Annotated in this window: 16 protein-coding genes, 1 pseudogene and 1 riboswitch; of the genes and pseudogenes, 11 read left to right on the top strand and 6 right to left on the bottom strand. The window is 69.2% G+C overall.

Translation table 11 applies throughout. The features are described 5' to 3' along the window. Positions 1-91: 91 nt before the first annotated feature. Positions 92-2992, top strand: coding sequence for a vitamin B12-dependent ribonucleotide reductase (locus tag PV679_RS15310; protein ID WP_319680771.1), 2901 nt, complete (start codon positions 92-94; stop codon positions 2990-2992). An 88-nt stretch (positions 2993-3080) separates the two neighbouring features. Here the strand turns inward: PV679_RS15310 and PV679_RS15305 are convergent, their stop codons facing one another. Further along, positions 3081-3608, bottom strand: coding sequence for a TerD family protein (locus PV679_RS15305; RefSeq protein ID WP_319680770.1), 528 nt, complete (start codon positions 3606-3608; stop codon positions 3081-3083). Between the two features lie 295 nt (positions 3609-3903). On the opposite strand from PV679_RS15305, the gene PV679_RS15300 reads away from it, so the two are divergent. The 3 genes from PV679_RS15300 (at position 3904) to PV679_RS15290 (ending at position 6225) form a co-directional block, all read left to right on the top strand. Next, positions 3904-4509, top strand: a complete 606-nt coding sequence (locus tag PV679_RS15300; protein ID WP_319680818.1) for a YdbC family protein — start codon at positions 3904-3906, stop codon at positions 4507-4509. 132 nt (positions 4510-4641) lie between these two features. Continuing rightward, positions 4642-5301 (top strand): histidine phosphatase family protein, encoded by a 660-nt coding sequence (locus PV679_RS15295; protein WP_319680769.1) that lies wholly within the window; start codon positions 4642-4644, stop codon positions 5299-5301. Positions 5302-5313: 12 nt separating this feature from the next. Continuing rightward, complete coding sequence (locus tag PV679_RS15290; RefSeq protein WP_319680768.1) at positions 5314-6225, top strand: ADP-ribosylglycohydrolase family protein; 912 nt, start codon at positions 5314-5316, stop codon at positions 6223-6225. A gap of 151 nt (positions 6226-6376) precedes the next feature. On the opposite strand, the gene PV679_RS15285 is transcribed toward PV679_RS15290, so the two are convergent. Beyond that, on the bottom strand, positions 6377-7933 hold the full coding sequence (locus PV679_RS15285; RefSeq protein WP_319680767.1) for an MFS transporter: 1557 nt from the start codon (positions 7931-7933) through the stop codon (positions 6377-6379). A gap of 135 nt (positions 7934-8068) precedes the next feature. On the opposite strand from PV679_RS15285, the gene PV679_RS15280 reads away from it, so the two are divergent. From PV679_RS15280 to PV679_RS15270, 3 genes are all read left to right on the top strand, one after another. Continuing rightward, positions 8069-8695: a TetR/AcrR family transcriptional regulator gene (locus PV679_RS15280; protein WP_319680766.1), complete on the top strand. Its 627-nt coding sequence runs from the start codon at positions 8069-8071 to the stop codon at positions 8693-8695. A 95-nt stretch (positions 8696-8790) separates the two neighbouring features. Beyond that, on the top strand, positions 8791-9501 hold the full coding sequence (locus tag PV679_RS15275; RefSeq protein WP_319680765.1) for a ribonuclease HII: 711 nt from the start codon (positions 8791-8793) through the stop codon (positions 9499-9501). Positions 9502-9608: 107 nt separating this feature from the next. Further along, a complete protein-coding gene (locus PV679_RS15270) occupies positions 9609-10244 on the top strand; it encodes a hypothetical protein (RefSeq protein WP_319680764.1) in 636 nt (211 codons plus the stop codon). A 112-nt stretch (positions 10245-10356) separates the two neighbouring features. On the opposite strand, the gene PV679_RS15265 is transcribed toward PV679_RS15270, so the two are convergent. Together PV679_RS15265 and PV679_RS15260 are read right to left on the bottom strand one after the other, a co-directional pair. Further along, on the bottom strand, positions 10357-10989 hold the full coding sequence (locus PV679_RS15265; protein ID WP_319680763.1) for a hypothetical protein: 633 nt from the start codon (positions 10987-10989) through the stop codon (positions 10357-10359). 192 nt (positions 10990-11181) lie between these two features. After that, a pseudogene (locus PV679_RS15260) lies at positions 11182-11574 on the bottom strand (hypothetical protein); the annotation flags it as partial. Positions 11575-11752: 178 nt separating this feature from the next. Here PV679_RS15260 and PV679_RS15255 point away from each other — a divergent pair. After that, a complete protein-coding gene (locus tag PV679_RS15255) occupies positions 11753-13912 on the top strand; it encodes a RecQ family ATP-dependent DNA helicase (protein WP_319680762.1) in 2160 nt (719 codons plus the stop codon). Positions 13913-14253: 341 nt separating this feature from the next. Here the strand turns inward: PV679_RS15255 and PV679_RS15250 are convergent, their stop codons facing one another. Beyond that, a complete protein-coding gene (locus PV679_RS15250) occupies positions 14254-15114 on the bottom strand; it encodes a calcium-binding protein (protein WP_319680761.1) in 861 nt (286 codons plus the stop codon). Positions 15115-15544: 430 nt separating this feature from the next. Further along, positions 15545-15859 (bottom strand): DMT family transporter, encoded by a 315-nt coding sequence (locus PV679_RS15245; protein WP_319680760.1) that lies wholly within the window; start codon positions 15857-15859, stop codon positions 15545-15547. A gap of 11 nt (positions 15860-15870) precedes the next feature. Beyond that, positions 15871-15937, bottom strand: a riboswitch (guanidine-III (ykkC-III) riboswitch). A gap of 526 nt (positions 15938-16463) precedes the next feature. On the opposite strand from PV679_RS15245, the gene PV679_RS15240 reads away from it, so the two are divergent. The 3 genes from PV679_RS15240 to PV679_RS15230 all read left to right on the top strand — a co-directional run bounded on the left by PV679_RS15240 (position 16464) and on the right by PV679_RS15230 (position 20844). Further along, entirely contained in the window at positions 16464-17780 is a 1317-nt protein-coding gene (locus PV679_RS15240) for a DUF4192 domain-containing protein (protein ID WP_319680759.1), read from the top strand. 243 nt (positions 17781-18023) lie between these two features. After that, positions 18024-18788: an NUDIX hydrolase gene (locus PV679_RS15235; protein WP_319680758.1), complete on the top strand. Its 765-nt coding sequence runs from the start codon at positions 18024-18026 to the stop codon at positions 18786-18788. Between the two features lie 292 nt (positions 18789-19080). Further along, a complete protein-coding gene (locus tag PV679_RS15230) occupies positions 19081-20844 on the top strand; it encodes an ATP-binding cassette domain-containing protein (RefSeq protein WP_319680757.1) in 1764 nt (587 codons plus the stop codon). Positions 20845-20909: the final 65 nt, after the last annotated feature.

Below are 20909 nucleotides of genomic sequence, written 5' to 3'. Positions count from 1 at the left end.
CCTAGGGGCATCCGAGGCATCAGACACACACCCCGTGCCATGGGAAGAACATGGCACTTCAGGGCGTTTTTGTACGTATATGGGAGGCGGCATGACAGAGACGACGAGCGGCCCGGCACGAGGTTCCCGAGCCAAGGGAACCAGGGCCAGCAAGGGTCTGCGTATCGAGCGAATTCACACCACGCCCGGCGTGCATCCGTACGACGAGGTGGTCTGGGAGCGCCGTGACGTCGTCATGACCAATTGGCGCGACGGCTCGGTCAATTTCGAGCAGCGTGGCGTCGAGTTCCCCGACTTCTGGTCGCTGAACGCGGTCAACATCGTTACCAGCAAGTATTTCCGCGGAGCCGTCGGCACTCCGCAGCGTGAAACCGGCCTCAAGCAGCTCATCGAGCGGATTGTCAAGACTTACCGCAAGGCCGGCGAGGACTACAACTACTTCTCCTCGCCCGCGGACGCCGAGATCTTCGAGCACGAGCTGGCCTACGCCCTCCTGCACCAGATCTTCAGCTTCAACTCACCGGTGTGGTTCAACGTCGGAACGCCCCAGCCGCAGCAGGTCTCGGCCTGTTTCATCCTGTCCGTGGACGACTCCATGGACTCGATCCTCGACTGGTACAAGGAAGAAGGGATGATCTTCAAGGGCGGCTCCGGCGCCGGCCTGAACCTCTCCCGGATCCGGTCTTCCAAGGAACTGCTCTCCTCCGGCGGCAATGCCTCGGGACCGGTCTCCTTCATGCGCGGCGCCGACGCCTCCGCCGGAACGATCAAGTCCGGTGGCGCGACCCGTCGCGCGGCCAAGATGGTCATCCTCGACGTCGACCACCCCGACATCGAGGACTTCATCGAGACCAAGGTCAAGGAGGAGGAGAAGATCCGCGCCCTGCGCGACGCGGGCTTCGACATGGACCTGGGCGGCGACGACATCACGTCCGTCCAGTACCAGAACGCCAACAACTCGGTCCGGGTGAACGACGAGTTCATGAAGGCCGTTGAGGCCGGAGGCAAGTTCGGGCTGCGCGCCCGGATGACCGGTGATGTGATCGAAGAGGTCGAGGCCAAGTCCCTCTTCCGCAAGATGGCCGAGGCTGCGTGGGCCTGCGCCGACCCGGGCATCCAGTACGACGACACGATCAATCGCTGGCACACCTGCCCCGAGTCCGGCCGGATCAACGGCTCGAACCCGTGCAGTGAGTACATGCACCTGGACAACACCTCGTGCAACCTGGCCTCGCTGAACCTCATGAAGTTTCTCAAGGAGGACGGCGAGGGCAAGCAGTCCTTCGAGTCCGAGCGCTTCGCCAAGGTCGTCGAGCTGGTCATCACCGCGATGGACATCTCCATCTGCTTCGCGGACTTCCCGACGCAGAAGATCGGTGAGAACACCCGGGCCTTCCGGCAGCTCGGCATCGGATACGCCAATCTCGGCGCCCTGCTGATGGCCACGGGTCACGCGTACGACTCCGACGGTGGCCGCGGTCTCGCCGGCGCCATCACCTCGCTGATGACGGGCACGTCGTACCGCCGCTCCGCCGAACTGGCCGCGGTCGTCGGTCCGTACGACGGCTACGCCCGCAACGCCGAGCCCCACAAGCGCGTCATGAAGCAGCACTCGGACGCCAATGCGGTGGCCGTCCGCGTCGACGACCTGGACAGCCCGATCTGGGCCGCCGCCACGGAGGCATGGCAGGACGTCCTCCGCCTCGGCGAGAAGAACGGCTTCCGGAACGCCCAGGCGTCGGTCATCGCGCCCACCGGCACCATCGGTCTGGCGATGTCCTGCGACACCACGGGTCTGGAGCCCGACCTCGCCCTGGTCAAGTTCAAGAAGCTGGTCGGCGGCGGCTCCATGCAGATCGTCAACGGCACTGTTCCGCAGGCGCTGCGCCGCCTCGGATACCAGCAGGAGCAGATCGAGGCGATCGTGGCCCACATCGCCGAGAACGGCAATGTGATCGACGCGCCCGGCCTGAAGACCGAGCACTACGAGGTCTTCGACTGCGCGATGGGCGAGCGGTCCATCTCCGCCATGGGCCACGTCCGGATGATGGCCGCGATCCAGCCGTGGATCTCGGGCGCGCTTTCCAAGACGGTGAACCTCCCGGAGACCGCCACCGTCGAGGACGTCGAAGAGGTCTACTTCGAGGCCTGGAAGATGGGCATCAAGGCGCTCGCGATCTACCGCGACAACTGCAAGGTCGGTCAGCCGCTCTCCGCGAAGAAGAAGGAAGAGAAGGTCGCGGAGCAGGTCACGGAGAAGGCCGAGGACACCATCCGCCAGGCGGTGGAGAAGGTCATCGAGTACCGTCCGGTCCGCAAGCGCCTTCCCAAGGGCCGTCCGGGTCTCACCACCTCCTTCACGGTGGGCGGCGCCGAGGGGTACATGACCGCCAATTCCTATCCCGACGACGGTCTCGGCGAGGTCTTCCTCAAGATGTCCAAGCAGGGTTCGACCCTCGCGGGGATGATGGACGCCTTCTCGATCGCCGTCTCGGTCGGTCTGCAGTACGGCGTGCCGCTGGAGACATACGTCTCCAAGTTCACCAACATGCGCTTCGAGCCGGCCGGTATGACGGACGACCCGGACGTACGGATGGCGCAGTCGATCGTCGACTACATCTTCCGCCGTCTCGCGCTGGACTTCCTGCCCTTCGAGACCCGCTCGGCCCTCGGGATCCACTCGGCCGAGGAGCGGCAGCGGCATCTGGACACCGGTTCCTACGAGCCGTCCATGGACGACGACCTGGACGCCGAGATCCTGGCCCAGTCCGCCCCGCGCCAGACGGAGACCCTGAAGGCGGTGTCCTCGGCAGGCCCGGCCGTCGCCGCGGTTCCGGCGCCCAAGGAGGCGCACACCTCGGCCGAGCTGGTCGAAATGCAGCTCGGAATCAGCGCCGACGCACCGCTCTGCTTCTCCTGCGGCACGAAGATGCAGCGGGCGGGGTCCTGCTACATCTGCGAAGGATGCGGTTCCACGAGCGGCTGCAGCTGAGCCGTTCCGCAGTAGTCCACTCTCCGAGGGGCGGTGAGCCGATGAGGCTCGCCGCCCCTCGGGGCGTCGCGGCGTATGGCTTCGGGGATCAGGCGCCGCCCATCAGGGCGCCGAACGACTGCGGATCGGCGTCGAATCCCCGGACGGCCACCCGGAATCGCCATGCTCCCGAACCGGCGTCCCTGGTGAACTCCGCGACCGTCGCAGCGGTGGAGGCGGTGACACCGGAGAAGTCGTACTCCGCCAGCTCGGTATAGCCCTCCAGGACGCGGAAGCTGGGATTGTCTATGTCGCCGAACGTCAGCCGCCCGTCCCGCTGCTGAATGGCCACGCCCACGACGACACGGGTGTAGGCGGGTGCGAGCCGGTCCAGCTCCAGAGTCATCTCCTCGTCGGAGCCGAAGCCCTGTCCGGTCCGGCTCTCCCGGTCCAGGGTGATGGTGCCGTCCGGTGAACGGCTGCCGAAATAAACCAGATAGGCGGGCTTGCCCGTGGGGTCGTCCGATGTAAAGGTCGCGGCGACGACATCCAGGTCGTGCGCGGACTCGCCCAGGGGACTGGGGTCCCATTTGAGCGTGACCTCGACCTTCGCCACCCCTCTGTTGAGACTGCTCACCAGTCTTCCCCCTTCACAGACCGGGCTCGATCTCCGAGCCTTCCTACGTAAGGCTAGACCGGGGCACCGACAACCCATGCCGGGAGCAGTCCAGTTGGCGCCACCTTGGCTGATATTCGCCGCACCACCGGGCCGGCGCGCTCTCTTGTCGGCGTCGTGTGCTGTGCTGTCTTCGCGCCCGGAGCCGACCGCCTCGCCTCGGCGCCGGACGCGCGGTGCGGGATACGGGAGCGTGCGTCCGGCGCACTCCGCCGGAGCATGACCCATGCCACGCTCCACGCCGTACGATGGCGCGGTGCTGGTCAAGTGGATTCGCTGCACCGTGATCGACCGCCGAGGCTTCGAACGCGGGCAGCGGAAATGGGCGGGGTTGCTCGGTGAGCCGGGGTTCCGGGGGCAGAGCGGGGGATGGAGCAGGACACGGCCGGGGGTGGCACACGTCTTCGCCTTCTGGGAGAGCCGCGCGTTCTACGACTCGTTCATGGCGCGCTCGTATGATCGGCTGGCCGCCGCACAGTCCGGGTCGTACAAGGACATGCAGGTCAAACTGTTCGACTACCGCTTCGATGTGAAAACCGGCTTCGAGCCGCGATTCACCGACGCCGATGTGGTCCGTATCGCGCACTGCAAGGTCCACGAGGACCGGGTCGAGCATTTCGCGCTGATGCAGGAGAAGGTGTGGAACCCCGCGATGGCGGGGTCGCCGGGCATGGTGCGCGGACTGTTCGGAGAGGCGCCGGGCCGTGAGTTCATCGTCCTGTCGATGTGGCAGTCGGCGGCCGAGCACGGAAAATACCGGGACGAACGGGTGGAGCGGCTGACGCTGCGCGCGCAGACGGCCGCGGATGTGGCGGCGCTGGCGGGAGACGTCGTCGACCTGGAACCGTCCTGGACGGTCTGAGCTGTCGGCTCTCTTCGGCCGGCCGGGCCCCGGTGGACACCCGGCCGCGGTTTCGCCCACCGGCTACGCCGGATGGATGCGGGAGGGCCGGGTGGCCGCACGGCCGGATCCGGACCGATTTAGGGTCATGGCATGGCACGACCGCGGCGCATTGTCCTTGTCCGGCACGGCGAGTCGGAAGGCAATTCTGATGACACGGTGTACGAACGTGAGCCCGATCATGCCCTGAGGCTCACCGAGACCGGGCGCCGTCAGGCCGAGGAGACCGGTGTACGGCTGCGCGAGATGTTCGGCCAGGAGCCGGTCAGCGTCTATGTGTCCCCGTACCGCCGGGCGCATGAGACCCTCCGGGCCTTCGACCTCGACATGGAGCGGGTCCGGATCCGGGAGGAGCCCCGGCTGCGTGAGCAGGACTGGGGGAACTGGCAGGACCGGGAGGACGTACGGCTGCAGAAGACCTACCGCGACGCGTACGGGCACTTCTTCTACCGCTTCGCGCAGGGCGAGTCCGGCGCCGATGTGTACGACCGGGTCGGAGCGTTCCTGGAGTCGCTGTACCGGAGCTTCGAGGCACCGGACTCGCCGGAGAATGTGCTGCTCGTGACCCATGGACTGACCATGCGGCTGTTCTGCATGCGGTGGTTCCACTGGTCGGTGGCCGAGTTCGAATCACTGTCGAACCCCGACAACGGGGAGATACGCGTCCTGGAGCTTGGCGCGGACGGCAAATACACCCTGGACAGGCCTTTCGACCGCTGGCGCGTCCCTGAGTCGTATGGAATCACCGGATAGAGTGATAGTGCGATGACCGCTGACTCCACAACCGACCGGCGCCTCGACCGCGCCTTGGCCAGCCTGCTCGGGCTGTCCGTGGGAGACGCCCTGGGCTCCCAGTTCTTCGTACCTTCGAACTATCCACTGCTGAAGCGGCGAGAACTGCCGCCGGGCCCCTGGCAGTGGACCGACGACACCGAGATGGCCGCCTCGGTCCTGGCCGTGCTGACCGGGCACGGCCGTATCGACCAGGACGCCCTGGCGCACTCCTTCGCCCGCCGTCATGATTTCGACCGCGGCTACGGCCCCGCTGTGAACCGGATGCTCCGGCTGATCCGTGAGGGCGGCGACTGGCGTGAGCTGGCGGCCGGACTCTTCAATGGCCAGGGCTCGTGGGGCAACGGCGCCGCGATGCGGATCGCTCCGCTCGGTGCCTGGTACGCCGATGATCCGGAACAGGCCACACATCAGGCCGAGGTCTCCGCGTACACCACGCATCAGCATCGCGAAGCCGTGGTGGGAGCCATGGCGGTGGCGGCCGCGGCCGCGCTCGCCGCGGACCCGGCGGGGCCTCCCACGCCGGAGGCTCTGCTCGACGGCGTCGTGGCGCTGGTGCCGCGCAGCGCGGTGGGAGCGGGGCTGCGAAGGGCGCGGGACATGCTCGACTACGGCGATGCCGGCACCGTCGCCGCGGTCCTCGGCCGCGGACGGCGGACGAGCGCGCACGACACCGTGCCGTTCGCCCTCTGGTCGGCGGCGCGTGCGCTCGGTGACTTCGAGCGGGCTTTCTGGACCACGGCCCAGGTGGGCGGAGACGTCGATACGAACTGTGCCATCGTCGGAGGAGTGGTCTCCGTCACGAAGACCGGCGCACCTCCCGGGCAGTGGCTGGAGCGGACGGAAGCGTTGCCGGGCTGGCTGTCGGATGCCGTACCCCGCTGAGGTGCCCGCGGTGACCGAGGTGCCCGCGGTGCCCGGCTGACTGTCACGGTCCCGGGCTGAGCTGTCCGGCCACGTCCCGCGCGAGGGTGTGACCGGACAGGCTCGTACAGCCCTCGAAGGTCCCGCGCCGCGGTGCGTGGACCGGGCCGTCCTACGCCACCGGTCCCGCAGCCTCCGCTTTGCCGCTGAGGGCCTCCAGGTCGCTCTTGCGCACCCGGATCACCAGCGTCGCGGTCAGCAGCGCGAGGACGACCATGGCGACCGCGGCGAGGAACGCGGTCGAGATGCCCTGTGTCAGCACTTCGTGGCCCCAGCGCCCCGGCAGTTCTTGGGTCTTGGCGAGCTGCGCCTTCTGCTCGGGGCTCGCCTCCGCCATGAAGGCCGGCAGTTGCTTCTCCGCCTCGTCACGGCTCGCCGTGCCGAAGACGGTGACCAGGATCGAGAGTCCCAGCGAACCGCCCACCTGCTGGCTCGCGTTGAGCAGCCCGGACGCCGCGCCCGCCTCGTGCTGTGCGACCCCGGAGACGGCGGTCAGAGTGAGGGTGACGAAGTTCAGCCCCATGCCGAAGCCGAAGAGGGTCAGCGGACCGAGCACCCCGCCCAGATATGAACTGCCCGGTCCGATGAGGGTCAGCCAGAACAGCCCGAGACCGGTGATGGCTGAGCCGGTCACCATGAACGGTTTGGGACCGAGGACCGGCAGGAACCGCTGCGACAGCCCCGCTCCCACGATGATCGCGACCGTCACGGGCATGAACGCCAGGCCGGATTTGATCGGGCTGTACCCGAGGACGTTCTGCACGAACAGCACGATGAAGAAGAACATCCCGAACATCGCGGCGGAAAGGCTCAGCATGATGACGTACGTGCCCGAGCGGTTCCGGTCGGCGAACATCCTGAGCGGTGTGATGGGTTCCTTCGCCCGCGACTCGATCAGCGCGAACATGGCGAGCAGCACCACCGCGGCGACGAACGAGCCGATGGTGAGCGAGTCCCGCCAGCCCTCTTCGGAGGCCCGGATGAATCCGTACACGAGCGACGCCATACCGAGTGTGGAGGTGGCGGCGCCCGATATGTCGAAGCGTCCCGGGTGCCGCCGTGACTCATTGATGTACATCGGTGCGAGGACCGCGATCAGGACACCGATGGGTACGTTGACGAAGAACACCCAGCGCCAGTCGAGCCATTCGGTGAGCATTCCGCCCGCCAGCAGGCCGATCGCGCCGCCGCCCGCCGAGACGGCGGCGAAGACTCCGAAGGCCCTGTTCCGCTCGGGCCCCTCGGCGAACGTGGTGGTGATCAGAGCGAGTGAGGTGGGCGACGCGATCGCGCCGCCGACGCCCTGGAGCGCACGGGCGGCGAGCAACTGCCAGGGCTCCTGGGCGAAGCCTCCCAGCAGGGACGCCAGAGTGAAGAGCAGGATGCCCGCCATGAAGACCCGGCGGCGGCCCAGGATGTCACCGGCCCGGCCGCCGAGCAGCAGCAGACCTCCGAAGGTGAGCGTGTAGGCGCTCAGGACCCAGGAGAGGTCGGTCGTCGAGAAACTGAGCGCGTTCTGGATATGAGGAAGCGCGATGTTCACAATCGTCGCGTCGAGTACGACCATGAGCTGACAGGCCGCGATAACGGCGAGGGCGATCCCCGGGCGCCCGCTCCGGCGGGCCGCGCCCGGTGGTCCGCCGAGTGTTTCGAGTTGAGAGGTTGTCACTATTGAATCCCCCACAAGTGAATTAGTGAACGCATCCGTTCACTGTCTCGTCCACGGTAGTGAGTCCCCGTCAGTGAACGCAAGCGTTCACTGACGCTGCCGCCCGGAGTGTCGCCCCCCGATGGAGAGTTACTGATGGTTTCTTCGCGCTCTGCGGCCACCGCTCGTTCGCAGCCGGTGTCGTTGCGCCGCCGCGGGCCCGTGCTGGAACGGGCGATCCTCGACGCGGCGCTGGAGCAGTTGAGTACGGTCGGCTGGAACGGCCTGACGATGGAAGGTGTCGCCGCCGGAGCCCAGACCGGCAAGGCCGCCGTCTACCGCCGATGGTCGTCCAAGGAGGAGCTCGTCGAGGACGCCCTGCGGGCCGGACTGCCGACCCTCGGCGAGGCGCCCGACCACGGGAACGTCCGGGAGGACCTCTACCAACTGTGCAAGCTGATGAGGGACGCGATGTACTCGCGGCCCGGCTTCGCGCTCCGATCAGTCCTTCATGAATGCGATTCGCCGACCGCCGAGCGGTTCCACGAGCTGATTCTCAGCGGGGTCATCGAACCGTCCAGGCGGCTCTTCGGCGAGGTGGTGAGCAGAGGGATCAGCCGTGGTGACGTACGCCCGGACGCCACCGGAGAGCTGCTCTTCGATGTGATTCCGGCCCTGATGATGTACCGCTCCAAGGTGTGTGCGAGCGAATGGAGCGACGAGGAGATCACCGAGGTGATCGATCAGGTCATGGTGCCTCTGCTGCACGCTCACACCGCCTGAGGACCTCCGCGCGGGCCCGTCCGGACGCCGTTGTGCGGGACGGCAGGTACCCGGTCTGTCGCGTGGCGTCCGGTCGGCGTAATCTGACTGGCGCCATGCCGTATGAACCACCCACGCACACCGTCGAGCGCTCGCTCCGCGCGACCACCGGCGCCAGAATCATCGCTGGCGTCGACGAAGTCGGACGCGGAGCGTGGGCCGGACCGGTCACGGTATGCGCGGCCGTAACCGGACTGCGCAGACCCCCGGCCGGCCTCACCGACTCCAAACTGATCAGCCCCAAGCGCCGCACGGAGCTGGCCGGTGAACTGTCGGAGTGGGTCACCTCGCACGCTCTCGGGCACGCCTCGCCGGAGGAGATCGACGCCCTCGGGATGACCGCGGCGCTCAGGCTCGCCGCCGTACGCGCCCTGGACGCGCTGCCGGTGCGGCCCGACGCTGTGATTCTCGACGGCAAGCACGACTATCTGGGAGGGCCCTGGCAGGTACGCACGGTCATCAAGGGCGATCAGTCCTGTGTCTCGGTGGCGGCGGCCTCGGTACTCGCCAAGGTCCGCAGGGACGCGATGATGGCCGAACTGGGCGCGGCGACGGAGGCGTGTGTCCCGTTCGCCTTCGGTGCCAACGCCGGATATCCCTCGCCGGTGCACAAGGCGGCGCTTGAGGAGTGGGGGCCGACATCGCACCACCGGCTCTCGTGGTCCTATCTCGACGCGCTGCCCCGGTGGCGGCACCTCAAGAAGGTCCGGGTCTCCGCGGAGGCCGGCGCGATGGAAAGCGGGGGCCAACTCGGCTTCGATTTCTGAAACATCCGGTGAACCCTCCGGCCTGTGTGCCTCCCGGCCTCAGGGATGGGTACAAATGCACCAACCCGCCGATGGCTTTCGCATCGGTGTTTGATAGACATCCAGTCATGCCTCTCATCCCCCAGGAGCCTCAGATTCACGAGAGAGCCCAGGGTCCCAGCGCTACTCCGGCCACCGGCCGTACCGCGCCGACCCCCCGTCCTGTACCCGGTCCGCGTCCCGTGCCAGGGCCGCGTTCCGCGTCCACACCGCGTCCCGGACGTCCGGGGCCCGGTCCCGCGAGGCCCGCGCCACCGGCGCAGCGCTCGCACGGCTCGGCCGGGCAGCCTCAGAAACCCGGGGCCACGCCGTCCGCACCACAGATCCAGTTGGTCCCCGCTCCGGTGGACGGGGCGCTGGATGCCGCCGAGGAGGCGGTCGACCTGCTGCTTGAGTCCGGCCGGACGCCGGGCGACATCCTGGTGCTCACCACCGGTGAGCAGCACCCGTGGGCGACTCATGAACTGTCCTTCGGCGAAACCGCGTACTGGGCGCAGCACGACGCCCGCGAAGACGTGTTCTTCGCCGACGCCGCCGCTGTCTCCCGCGCGCAGTCCCGGCCCGTCGTGGTCGTGGCTGTGAACGGCGGCGGTGAGGACGCTGCCGCCCTGGTGCTGCCCCTGGCCCGGGAGCGGGCATCCGCGCTGCTTGTCGTGTGCGGTGACTCCGAGCGGATCAACGCCGTGCTCGGCGCGGGTGTCTGAGCCGTCCGACGCCTGGTGCGCCGCCGCGGTCGCACGTCGTACGTCCCGGTGGTGACCCGGCTGCCCGTGCGGGGGCGGCCGGGCCGCTGTGGCGTACGTGCGCGGCGGCCGTTCAGCGGGCGGCGGTACGCCGCAGCGCTTCCACCGCACCGCCGCCGCCGCTGCGCAGCGGTGACGGTTGCGGATCGGCCGTCGTCTCCGCCAGATCGGCCGGCGGGGACTCGGAGCTGGGCCGACGGCCGCCACGGCCCTCGCCCAGCACCTGCCAGCCGCCGCGCGTCAGTGTGATGTACGCGCCGCACCGCAGCCCGTGCAGGGTGCAGGCGTCCCGGAGTCCCCACATCCAGGCACCGTCCACCTCTGTCCAGCGCTCGTCACCCTCGCGGCAGTAGAGCAGCACGGCGGTGCGTACGGGTGTGCGGCGGCGGAGATCGTGCGGGATGACACGGCGCAGATGGGCCAGGAGAGCGTTCCGGAACTCCCAGCCGTCCACCGGCGCCTCGCGAGGGACGAACGAGGCGCTGGCTGCGAGCCGTTCCTCATGGTCGAGAACGGCCACGACGGCGGTCGAGGGAGTCGGCCGGTGCCGGCTGTGCAGGCCGCTGACGACCTCCCGGGGATCGCGCAGCAGCGGTATGCCCGCCGCTGCCCATTCGGCAGGTTCCAGCATCCGGGCGAGGCGGCTGACGGAGTCGGCCGGTGTGGTTATCGAAGTGGCTGCGGACGGAGCGAATCCGAAGGTCACGTTCCTCCCTTCGCATACGCGCCCACAGAGCGGGCAGGGTCGGCTGTGATGCACCGCGACACAACCCTTGCGGACCGCGATCGGGCCGTGCGGGGGGCAGTTCCAATTCTCTCTGGCGTATGGGCATGCGGCAACGAGCAATTGACGCCGCTGACGGGAATGCACTGGAATGACTGTGATATCCCTGCCCACTCAGGCGGCTCCTGATGCCTCATGCCCCGTCTGAACGGCAAGGACCAGCGGAAATACCTGCTCCGCCGCCGCTCTGCGCGGCAGCCGTGCCGCCACCGCGAGAGTCCAGCCGCTGTCCGGCAGATCGTCGATGAGCAGGACGGGACTGCCGTCCGCGGCCTGTGCGGCGGGTATCGGGCGGAGGCGATTGGCCCGGCCGTCGGCCAGCCGTCCCAACGTCCTTCCGGTGAAGGATTGTTCGCCCGGCGCGATACGTCCCTTGAGCTCCGCGCCGACCGCGGCGAATCCCGTCGGCCACGTCTCGCGGGGCTCCACCTCGACGCCTGGCCTGCCCGGCTCGCCCGTCGCGGCATTGAGGCCGGCGGTCACCGTGTCCTCGAACCGCGCGCCCGCGCGGTCCCAGCCGGAATAGAAGCCCTGACCTGTGCAAACGCGTCAAACAAGGTTGGTCGTGGCTGAGCGTTCTGCCCTGGCCGTCTTTGATCGGCGCGTGGCCGGTGGACCGGTTGTGAGCCGGCTGTCACGCGGGGTGAGGTGGCCGATTGTCCTTGCCATCGGGTTGCATGGGGGCATGGACAACCTGGAGCTCCGCACTGAAGCCGACGCCATCCTCGCTGAGCTCGTCGGTGCCCCGGTGGGTACGGCGCGGCTGCGGGAGGACCAGTGGCAGGCGGTGGCGGCTCTGGTGGAGGAGCGCCGGCGTGCACTGGTGGTGCAGCGCACCGGCTGGGGCAAGTCGGCGGTGTACTTCGTCGCCACCGCTCTGCTGCGTCGACGTGGCTCCGGCCCTACGGTGATCGTCTCGCCGCTGCTGGCGCTGATGCGCAACCAGGTCGAGTCGGCGGCGCGGGCCGGTATCCGGGCGCGCACGATCAACTCCGCCAATCCGGAGGAGTGGGACACCATCTACGAGGAGGTCGAGCGCGGCGAGACCGACGTACTCCTCGTAAGTCCGGAACGCCTCAATTCTGTGGATTTCCGTGATCAGGTGCTGCCGAAGCTCGCGGCCACGACCGGTCTGCTGGTGGTCGACGAGGCGCACTGTATTTCCGACTGGGGACATGACTTCCGGCCCGACTACCGCCGGTTGCGGGCGATGCTCGCCGAGCTTGCCCCCGGTGTGCCGGTGCTGGCCACCACCGCGACCGCCAACGCGCGGGTCACCGCGGATGTGGCCGAGCAGTTGGGTACCGGTGCAGGCGAGGCCCTGGTGCTGCGCGGCCCGCTGGAGAGGGAGAGCCTGCGGCTGGGTGTGGTCGAGCTGCCGGACGCCGCGCACCGCCTGGCCTGGCTCGCCGAGCATCTGGACGAGCTGCAGGGCTCCGGAATCATCTACACGCTGACGGTGGCCGCGGCCGAGGAGGCCACCGCCTTTCTGCGGCAGCGCGGCTTCCGGGTGGCCTCCTACACGGGGCGCACGGAGAACGCCGACCGGCTGCAGGCCGAGGTGGATCTGCAGGAGAACCGGGTCAAGGCGCTGGTCGCGACCTCGGCGCTGGGCATGGGCTTCGACAAGCCGGACCTGGGTTTCGTGGTGCACCTGGGCTCGCCGTCCTCGCCGATCGCCTACTACCAGCAGGTGGGGCGTGCGGGACGCGGTGTGGCCCACGCCGATGTACTGCTGCTGCCGGGCAAGGAGGACGAGGCCATCTGGCGCTACTTCGCGGATACCGCCTTCCCGCCCGAGACGCAGGTCCGGCAGACCCTCTCGGCCCTCGCCGACGCGGGACGGCCGCTGTCCGTGCCGGCCCTGGAAGCGGCGGTGGATCTTCGGCGCAGCCGGCTGGAGTCGATGCTGAAGGTGCTGGATGTCGACGGCGCGGTCAAGCGGGTGAAGGGCGGCTGGACGGCCACGGGCGCCGAGTGGGTGTACGAGGCTGAGCGCTATGCGTGGGTGGCGCGCCAGCGGGCGGCCGAGCAGCAGGCCATGCGCGATTACGTGAGCACGTCCCAGTGCCGGATGGAGTTCCTGCGCCGGCAGCTTGACGACGAGGGTGCGGCTCCGTGCGGCCGCTGCGACAACTGCGCGGGAACCTGGGCCGATCCCGCTGTCTCGGCGGAGACATTGACCGGGGCGACGAAGGAACTGGATCGCCCGGGGACGGAGGTCGAGCCGCGCCGGATGTGGCCGACGGGGATGCCCGCGCTGGGCATCGACCTCAAGGGGCGTATCCCGGCCCGAGAGCAGTGTTCCACCGGACGTGCCCTGGGGCGGCTCTCCGACATCGGCTGGGGCAACCGGCTGCGCCCGCTGCTGGCTGAGAACGCGCCTGACGGGCCGGTGCCCGACGACGTCCTGCGCGCGGCGGTGGCGGTCCTCGCCGATTGGGCGCGCTCTCCGGGCGGCTGGGCGACGCATGTCCCGGACGCCTCCGCCCGGCCGGTCGGAGTCGTCGCCGTACCGTCCGTGGCCCGCCCACAACTGGTCGGCTCTCTCGCCCAGGGAATCGCGACCATCGGCCGCCTCCCTTTTCTGGGCACCCTCGCGTACACCGGGCCGGGCGGCGCACACGCCGTACGCCGCAGCAACTCCGCCCAACGCGTCAGGGCGCTGTCCGGTGCCTTCACCGTCCCTGAGGAGCTGGCTGGTGCGCTGGCCAACTCTCCCGGACCCGTCCTGCTCGTGGACGACTACACCGACTCCGGCTGGACGCTCGCAGTCGCCGCCCGCCTGCTCCGCCAGGCAGGCACCGAACAGGTTCTTCCGTTGACCCTCGCCGCGGCAGGCTGACACGTTTCGTGCTGGTGCCCGCTGACGTGACTGAAGTCGCGGGAGGCGTATTCGCAGCGACGTGCCGGTTGCGATGTTCGCGTGACGCGCGTCGGCCAGTGCCGGGAGAAAACGGCGGCGAGGAAGGCCCAGCTCCTCTTCGGAGGTTCCCGAAGGGCTGGGCCTTCCCGTCGTCCGGACATGGGTTTGCGCGGCCTCTGGTCGACGTGCGGGTGCCCCGCTGAGCTCACGCGATCGGAATGCTGTTGGCGAATCCACCCCGAGCTGTTCAGGAGGCCCTGCCCTCATGTCCCGGTGGCGCGGAGTGTGAGCGGGTCCCCGCCACAGGCGAGCGGGGTCCGTCAGTCCTGGTAGACCTTGTCGATGCCCGGGCCGCCCGAGAGCGTGTCCGTGCCCTGGCCGCCGTACAGCGTGTCGTTGCCGCTGTCGCCATAGATCGTGTCGTTGCCCTCGTCGCCGTAGAGGGTGTCGTGGCCCAGGCCACCGTAGATGAAGTCGGCGTCGGACAAGCCATGGATGACATCGTTGCCGTCGTCGCCGTACAAATGATTGTCGGTGGGGTCGGTGCCTCCGGTCAGGGAGTCGTTGCCGGCACCGCCCCAGCAGTCGGTCGCGCAGTCGGTGATGGTGTCGTCGCCGGGGCCGCCGTAGGGGCCGACGCTCCAGACACCGCCGCCGCCGTCGAGGCGGTCGTTGCCGTCGTCGCCGTAGAGCACATCCGCCGCTGAGCCCTGGAGGACATCGTCGCCGGGACCGCCGTGGATCGAGGAGTAGGCGCTGCTGTCGGCGTTGACCGTCGCGGTGTCGTCGCCGTCACCGAGGTCGACGTCGTAGTTGTCCGAGTCGTCGGAGCCCAGGGGCACCTCGGTCGCGCACTGGACGACGGTGTGGTCGGTCTCGGAGGGGTACGCGCACTCATCGGTGGTCGCCACGCTCGGATCGATGGTGATGTCACCCTGATCGCGGAAGGTGATGACGTAGTAGTACTCCCACGGGCCTCTCTCCTCGAACTCCGTGGAGACCGTGAGGTTGTTCGTCTGTCCGGCGGCGCCCTTGTACCAGAGCTCACTGTTTTCGTGGACGACGGAGGCCACCGTTGTGGCCGCCTGGGCGGTGGGTGCCGCGAATAAGGTCCCACCGAGTGCGAGGCTGAGCGTGGCGGTGGCGGCGATGATCCTGGTTCTGGTCCTGTAAGCGCGCATGCGGAAGCAACCCTTCGCGGAAGCGGGATCGGGGTGGTGTGCTGGTCAGCGGAGAGGGATGGTCAGACCGGCGCGGAAACGCCGCTGACGTCCCTCGCTGGTGAAGCGGCGGCCGTCGTGTCGGCGCGGGCCGGTGAGCTTGGAGGTGTGTGCGGGGTAGGTGTTCTTTCCGAGCACCCCGTTAGACACCGCACCGGGGGCAGGGGTTGTGCCGTGAGACGTGTCAATCGCCTGCGGCCGATGCGTCAGGGCGGATCGCCGGCTCAGGCCGTCGGCGGTCGTGCGGGACATCTGAGCGGGCTGGGACTCGGGCAGCGGTGGCCGGATGAACTCCCTCTTTGCATCGAACAGTTCATGACGGCGAATCACCCAATGGCGATCCATCCAATCGAGATCTTTTGAAGACACGGCCCAGCACAAGGGCGGGGCCTCAGTGGGCGAGCTTGAGCCCGATCACGCTTCCGACGATCAGTGTCAAGAACAAGACCTTGAGCGCGGTCACTGATTCCTGTCCGGTGGACATCGCGTACAGGATGGTGAGCACCGCGCCGATGCCCACCCATACCGCGTACGCGGTACCGACCGGCAGGTCACGGATCGCGTAAGCCAGCCCAGCCATGCTCGCGGCCAGCGCGGTGACAAAGACCAGGGACGGGACAAGGCGACTGAAGCCTTCGGATCTGCCCAGTGCGGTGGCCCACACAGCTTCCAGAACGCCCGAGACGGCAAGAATCAACCACGACATGACAGCCCTCCTACGGGCCGTCTTGTCGCACACCGGGTACGGCACACCTCGTCCGGGAGCCACTTGACCGGACTCCGCTTCAACATGTCACACCCGACGCAAGGCGGCAACGCCGCCCGATCGGTGTGCCTCAGGGAGTCGTGGACGCGGCCGACGCGGCCGCAAGGCGGCTATGACACGCGAACCGGCCTAGGCCCTGTCTGACACATCCCGCCTGGCCTGCGACGCCTGGCACGCACGCTCACCGCGTTGTCGGAGTCATCCGAGTACGTCCAGTACACGGATGATCCTCCGCCTTGGGATCGCACGCACCAGACGTCGCGGGCCCCGCCCTCCGGGCGGACGGCGCTATGTGTCAGACACGGCCTAGGGATTCTGGATGGTGGCCCGATACCGGTCCTCGCGCGGCCGGGCAATGCCGGTGGCATTACCGACGAGGCGTGCGAGTACGGAGTCGGCCGGGTCCGGAGGGCTGCGCGGTCTGTGTTGGTCATGGCCCTATGCAACCCGATGGCTCGGACAGAGCGCGAACGCGGACAGCGGCCTGTGGATAACTTTATCCACAGGGGTCGCGGGAATTGGCTCGCTGCGGGACGGTCGTGCCATGACCAAGCACCGCGAGAACAAGCACCGCGAGAACAAGCACCACGAGAACAAGCACCGCGAACACACCGGTTCCGCCGACGCGCAGCAGATCACCCTGCGCAGTCCGGCGGAACTCGCCGACGCCGTCCCGTATTTGCTGGGATTCCATCCTACTGATTCCGTCGTCATGGTGGCTCTCCACGGTGATCGCGGGCGCTTCGGCGGGAGGCTCAGGCTGGGCATTCCGCGCTCGCCGAGGGAATGGCCACCGGTCGCCGAGCAACTGGCCGAATGCCTGATCGAGGGGAGTGAGCGGCGCGGCTCCCGCCCCGACGGCATCGTCGTTTTCCTCTGCCAGGATCCGGCGGCCGGTGAGACGGGCCGACAGGTGATGGAGCGGCTCCGCCCTCTCGCGCAGCGGCTCCGCACCGCGTGCGGAGGTCTCGATGTGCCCGTGTACGAAGCGCTCTGTCTCTCCGAGGGCCGCTTCTGGTCCTACTGCTGTCCCGATGTCCGCTGCTGTCCGCCGGAGGGTACCGGGCTGGCTCTGCCCGGTACCTCGGTGATGGCCGCGGCCGCCGCCTACGCCGGGGTCCGGGTGCGGGGCTCGCTGAAGGAGATGGAGGCCCGGTTGGAGCCCTGGCGGACCTCGGCCGCCAAGGAACAGGAACGGGCGCTGGACGAGGCCGGCGCCGCCCTCGTACCGAGAATCCTTGTCGAGGGAAACCGCGAACAGGTCGGAGAGGAGACGCTGCGGCTGGCGCGTGGGCTCATGAAGCGACTCGACGAGGCACCGCGTGCCGGCCGGGCCGACGCGGACACCGAGGACGACCGGCTCATCACGCATGACGAGGCGGCGGCCGTCATCCTCGGACTGCAGGACCGGGAGACGCGGGACCGGGCCGCGGAGTGGATGGAGGGCCCGGAGGCCCTGTCCGCGTTGAGGCTCTGGCGAGCGCTGTCCCGCCGCTGTGTCGGTCCGTACGCCGAGCATGCGACCGCTCCGCTGACCCTGGCCGGCTGGGTCGCCTGGTCCACCGGCGACGAGCCCGGCGCCCGGGTCGCCCTCGGGCTCGCCCTACGCCTCGACCCTCACTACATCTTCGCTCAACTGCTTCACCAGGCATGCAACGAAGGGCTCGACCCCGAGGCGCTGCGCCGCTGTCTGCGTGAGGAGCGCGGTACGCGCACCGGTCCCGGCGCGCGCGGGACGGGCCGGCGGCCCAAGCCCCGTCCGGTGCGGCCGCCCGCGGCGCGAAAGGCTCCGGCGTCCCCGGCGCCGCGTCCCGACGCGGCAGCGCCGCGTGGCCGCGGTGACCGCCGCGGTGGCCGGTGAGGGACGAGGAGCGGGCGATGACGGCCCTGCGTCGGCCGCTCGCGCGTGGGCTGACGGCGGTGGCGGGTCCGTGCGAGCGGTACTGACCGGCGGACCGCCTCCGTGCGCCGCGCGCTCCGGCCGGCGGTGCGCTCCCGGCACGGCGGCAGGACGGAGCGCGGCGATCGCGAAGATGCCGCGGAAGGAGGCAGCGATGATGTTGGAAGGAGTGTTTATCGTCAGGCAGACGACTATGATCGCGGCATGTCGCCCTACGACCCGTCGGCCTACCCGCCTTTCGCTGTCACCGTCGATCTGGTCGTGCTCACCGTGCGCGGCCACGCGCTCTGCGCGCTGGTCGTACGGCGCGGGGAGCCGCCGTTCCAGGGGCGGTGGGCACTGCCCGGCGGCTTTGTGCGAGGCGACGAGGATCTCGCGGGTGCGGCGGCGCGTGAGCTCGTCGAGGAGACCGGGCTCTGCGCGCACGATCCGACCTTCCCCACGCCCGGGAACGCGGCCCACCTCGAACAGCTCGCCACCTATGGAGCTCCCGGACGGGACCCCAGGATGCGCGTGGTCAGCGTGGCTCATCTGGCGCTCTCGCCCGACCTTCCGGCGCCGCGCGCCGGCGGTGACGCCAACAGCGCGCGCTGGGCCCCCGTCGAAACCCTGCTCAACCAGGAGGGTGGTTTCGTCCGCGAGGACGAGCATCCCGCCCAGCTCGCCTTTGATCACGGGCGGATCTTGGCCGACGGAGTGGAGCGGGCCCGCTCCAAGATCGAGTACTCCTCGCTCGCCACGGCTTTCTGCCCGTCCGAGTTCACCGTGGGTGAGCTGCGCAGGGTGTACGAGGCGGTATGGGGCGTGGCGCTCGATCCTCGTAACTTCCACCGCAAGGTGACGGGAACTCCGGGGTTCCTGGTGCCGTCAGGTGGAACCACCACCCGGCAGGGGGGCCGGCCGGCCCAGCTTTTCCGGGCCGGCGGAGCGACCGTCCTCAACCCGCCGATGCTGCGGCCCGAGGCCTGACGCCGCCTCAGAGCGCCGCCTCTCCGGAGGTCTGATGGGCCGTGACATCTGATGGCGCGTGAGGTGAGGGCCGGGCGCGCGATGTCCGGCCACGGGAACAGCCGTGAGGCCCGGCTGCGAGAGCTGTAGGGCCCAGGTCCTGCAGGGCCTGGCTTCGACGGTGCCGGTTTCTACGCGTCCCGACGTCAGACACCCAGTCAGCCACCCTGCGCCACAAGTCGGACATGTCGCGTTATCTTGCTGCGGTACCCGCCCTGCCGCCGAGCGGTCTCACCTCCCCGCGAGAGAAGCGATGCTCCAGGCCATCGGACTGACCAGCACCCCCCGTCGAGACCTCACGCCCGCCGTGGACGATCTGACCTTCGAAGCCCGGTCGGGCTCGGTCACGGCGCTGCTCGGTGCCCCCGGAGCGGGCAAGACCACCACGCTGCGGCTGATGCTCGAACTCGAATCCGGCCGAGGGATCACATACTTCCGCGGCCGTCCGCTGCACCGCATCGCTCATCCCGCCCGCGAGATCGGCGTACTTCTCGGAGATGTGCCGGGCCACCCGGCACGCACCGCGCGCGGCCAGCTCCGGATGCTCTGCGCCGCGGCCGGTGTTCCCGCCTCGCGCGCCGACGAACTCCTCGAAGTCGTCGGTCTCGGTGGTCTGTCCGGGCAACGCCTCGGCACTCTCCCGATCGGTATGGACCGCAGACTCGGGCTCGCCTCGGCACTGTTGGGCGATCCGCACACTCTCCTGCTCGACGCGCCGTCCAGGGGCCTCTCGCCGCGCGAGAGTGGCTGGCTGTTCGGCCTGTTGCGGGCCCACGCCGCCCAGGGTGGCACCGTCCTGTACACGACCAGTGACCCCAAGGAGGCCGCGCGCACCGCCGATCGTGTAGTCACCATCGACGAGGGCCGCCTCGTCGCGGACCAGGACGCCGTCTCCTTCGCTCGCACGAGGCTCCGTCCCCGGGTCGCCGTCAGGACACCGCACACCGCTCGCCTGGCCGAAGCGCTGAGCCGCGAGGCCCGCGCCGACCGGCGCTCCGTCGAAGTCGTCTCCGAGGCGGGCAGCAGACTCAGCGTCTACGGAAGTAGCTGTCCCGAGGTCGGCGAGACCGCTTTCCGGCATGGCGTCCTGGTGCATCAGCTCGCCGACGAGATCGGAGACGCGGGCCCCGTGCCCGGACCCGCTCCGGGCCTTGCGGCGGAGCCGAGGCAGGCCGGTCCGGCGGTGCGCGAACCCGCGGCGCCCGACACCGAACAGCTTCCGCCGCCGCTGCTGGCGCAGCCGGTCCGCAGCCCGCTCAGACCGGTGCGTTATGAACTCCGCCGCATGCTCGGAGTCCGCCTCACACCTCTGATCGCGGCAGCCGTCCTCGTCGTGTCCCTGGCCCTCGCCGTGCCCCTTGCCCGCACCGGCAGGACATCGGTTCCCGGCCTGCTCGCGGGCTGGCCCGGATTCCTCCCCCTCCCGCCCACCGCCCTCGGCGCGGGGCTCATCGGCGCGTTCTCCTTCGGCGACGAGTTCCGTTATCCCGCGCTCGCCGGAGCGCTGGGCACCGTCCCGCGCCGGCTCGGTCTGCTCCTGGCGAAACTCGCCGTGACGGCGGTTGCCGGACTGCTGCTCGCGTTCCTCGTGGTGGTCGCCGACTATGAGGCCCTGCGCCTCGTGTACGGCGCCGATGCCGTGTCCGTACCGTCCAACTGGCTTGCTCTGAGCGCCGGTTGGGCCGGGCTCGCGGTGGGCTGCGGCTGGGCGGGGCTGCTGGCGGCGGGAGTCTTCCGGCTCACGGCCGCCGGAGTGGCCGTGGTCATCGCCGTACCGACTCTGGTGGGCCCCCTGGTCCAGAAGGCGTTCGGCGGCCCGTCCACGCGTTCGATCGTCGGACTCCCGGCCAGACTGCGTGAGCTGGCGTGGGTGGCGTGGCCCCGCGAGGCCGACCGCTGGCTGATGGCCATGGTCCGGCTCGTCGCCCAGCCGGTCGCCGCCGCGCTGACGTTGTCACTGTCGGCCCTGCTCTGCGCGTATCTGCTCACCGGCCTTCGCCGTAGGGCCCGTTGGTGACCGGGGAACGACCGGAGCGTAGCTTCCTGCTCACAACTCCCCTGATAACGTCCGCTTCTTTCCGA

It is taken from the genome of Streptomyces sp. AK02-01A, from assembly GCF_033795305.1.
GTDB lineage: Bacteria > Actinomycetota > Actinomycetes > Streptomycetales > Streptomycetaceae > Streptomyces.
Note: the sequence above shows the minus strand (reverse complement) of the source record. Positions and strands in the feature narration are given on the sequence as shown.

Bases quoted from the DNA above. Each gene is read 5' to 3' on its own strand.
- PV679_RS15270 (WP_319680764.1), top strand. From the start codon at position 9,609: ATGCCTCTCATCCCCCAGGAGCCTCAGATTCACGAGAGAGCCCAGGGT.
- PV679_RS15235 (WP_319680758.1), top strand. From the start codon at position 18,024: ATGTCGCCCTACGACCCGTCGGCCTACCCGCCTTTCGCTGTCACCGTC.
- PV679_RS15280 (WP_319680766.1), top strand. From the start codon at position 8,069: ATGGTTTCTTCGCGCTCTGCGGCCACCGCTCGTTCGCAGCCGGTGTCG.
- PV679_RS15275 (WP_319680765.1), top strand. From the start codon at position 8,791: ATGCCGTATGAACCACCCACGCACACCGTCGAGCGCTCGCTCCGCGCG.
- PV679_RS15295 (WP_319680769.1), top strand. From the start codon at position 4,642: ATGGCACGACCGCGGCGCATTGTCCTTGTCCGGCACGGCGAGTCGGAA.
- PV679_RS15250 (WP_319680761.1), bottom strand. From the start codon at position 15,114: ATGCGCGCTTACAGGACCAGAACCAGGATCATCGCCGCCACCGCCACG.
- PV679_RS15230 (WP_319680757.1), top strand. From the start codon at position 19,081: ATGCTCCAGGCCATCGGACTGACCAGCACCCCCCGTCGAGACCTCACG.
- PV679_RS15240 (WP_319680759.1), top strand. From the start codon at position 16,464: ATGACCAAGCACCGCGAGAACAAGCACCGCGAGAACAAGCACCACGAG.
- PV679_RS15310 (WP_319680771.1), top strand. From the start codon at position 92: ATGACAGAGACGACGAGCGGCCCGGCACGAGGTTCCCGAGCCAAGGGA.
- PV679_RS15245 (WP_319680760.1), bottom strand. From the start codon at position 15,859: ATGTCGTGGTTGATTCTTGCCGTCTCGGGCGTTCTGGAAGCTGTGTGG.
- PV679_RS15290 (WP_319680768.1), top strand. From the start codon at position 5,314: ATGACCGCTGACTCCACAACCGACCGGCGCCTCGACCGCGCCTTGGCC.
- PV679_RS15255 (WP_319680762.1), top strand. From the start codon at position 11,753: ATGGACAACCTGGAGCTCCGCACTGAAGCCGACGCCATCCTCGCTGAG.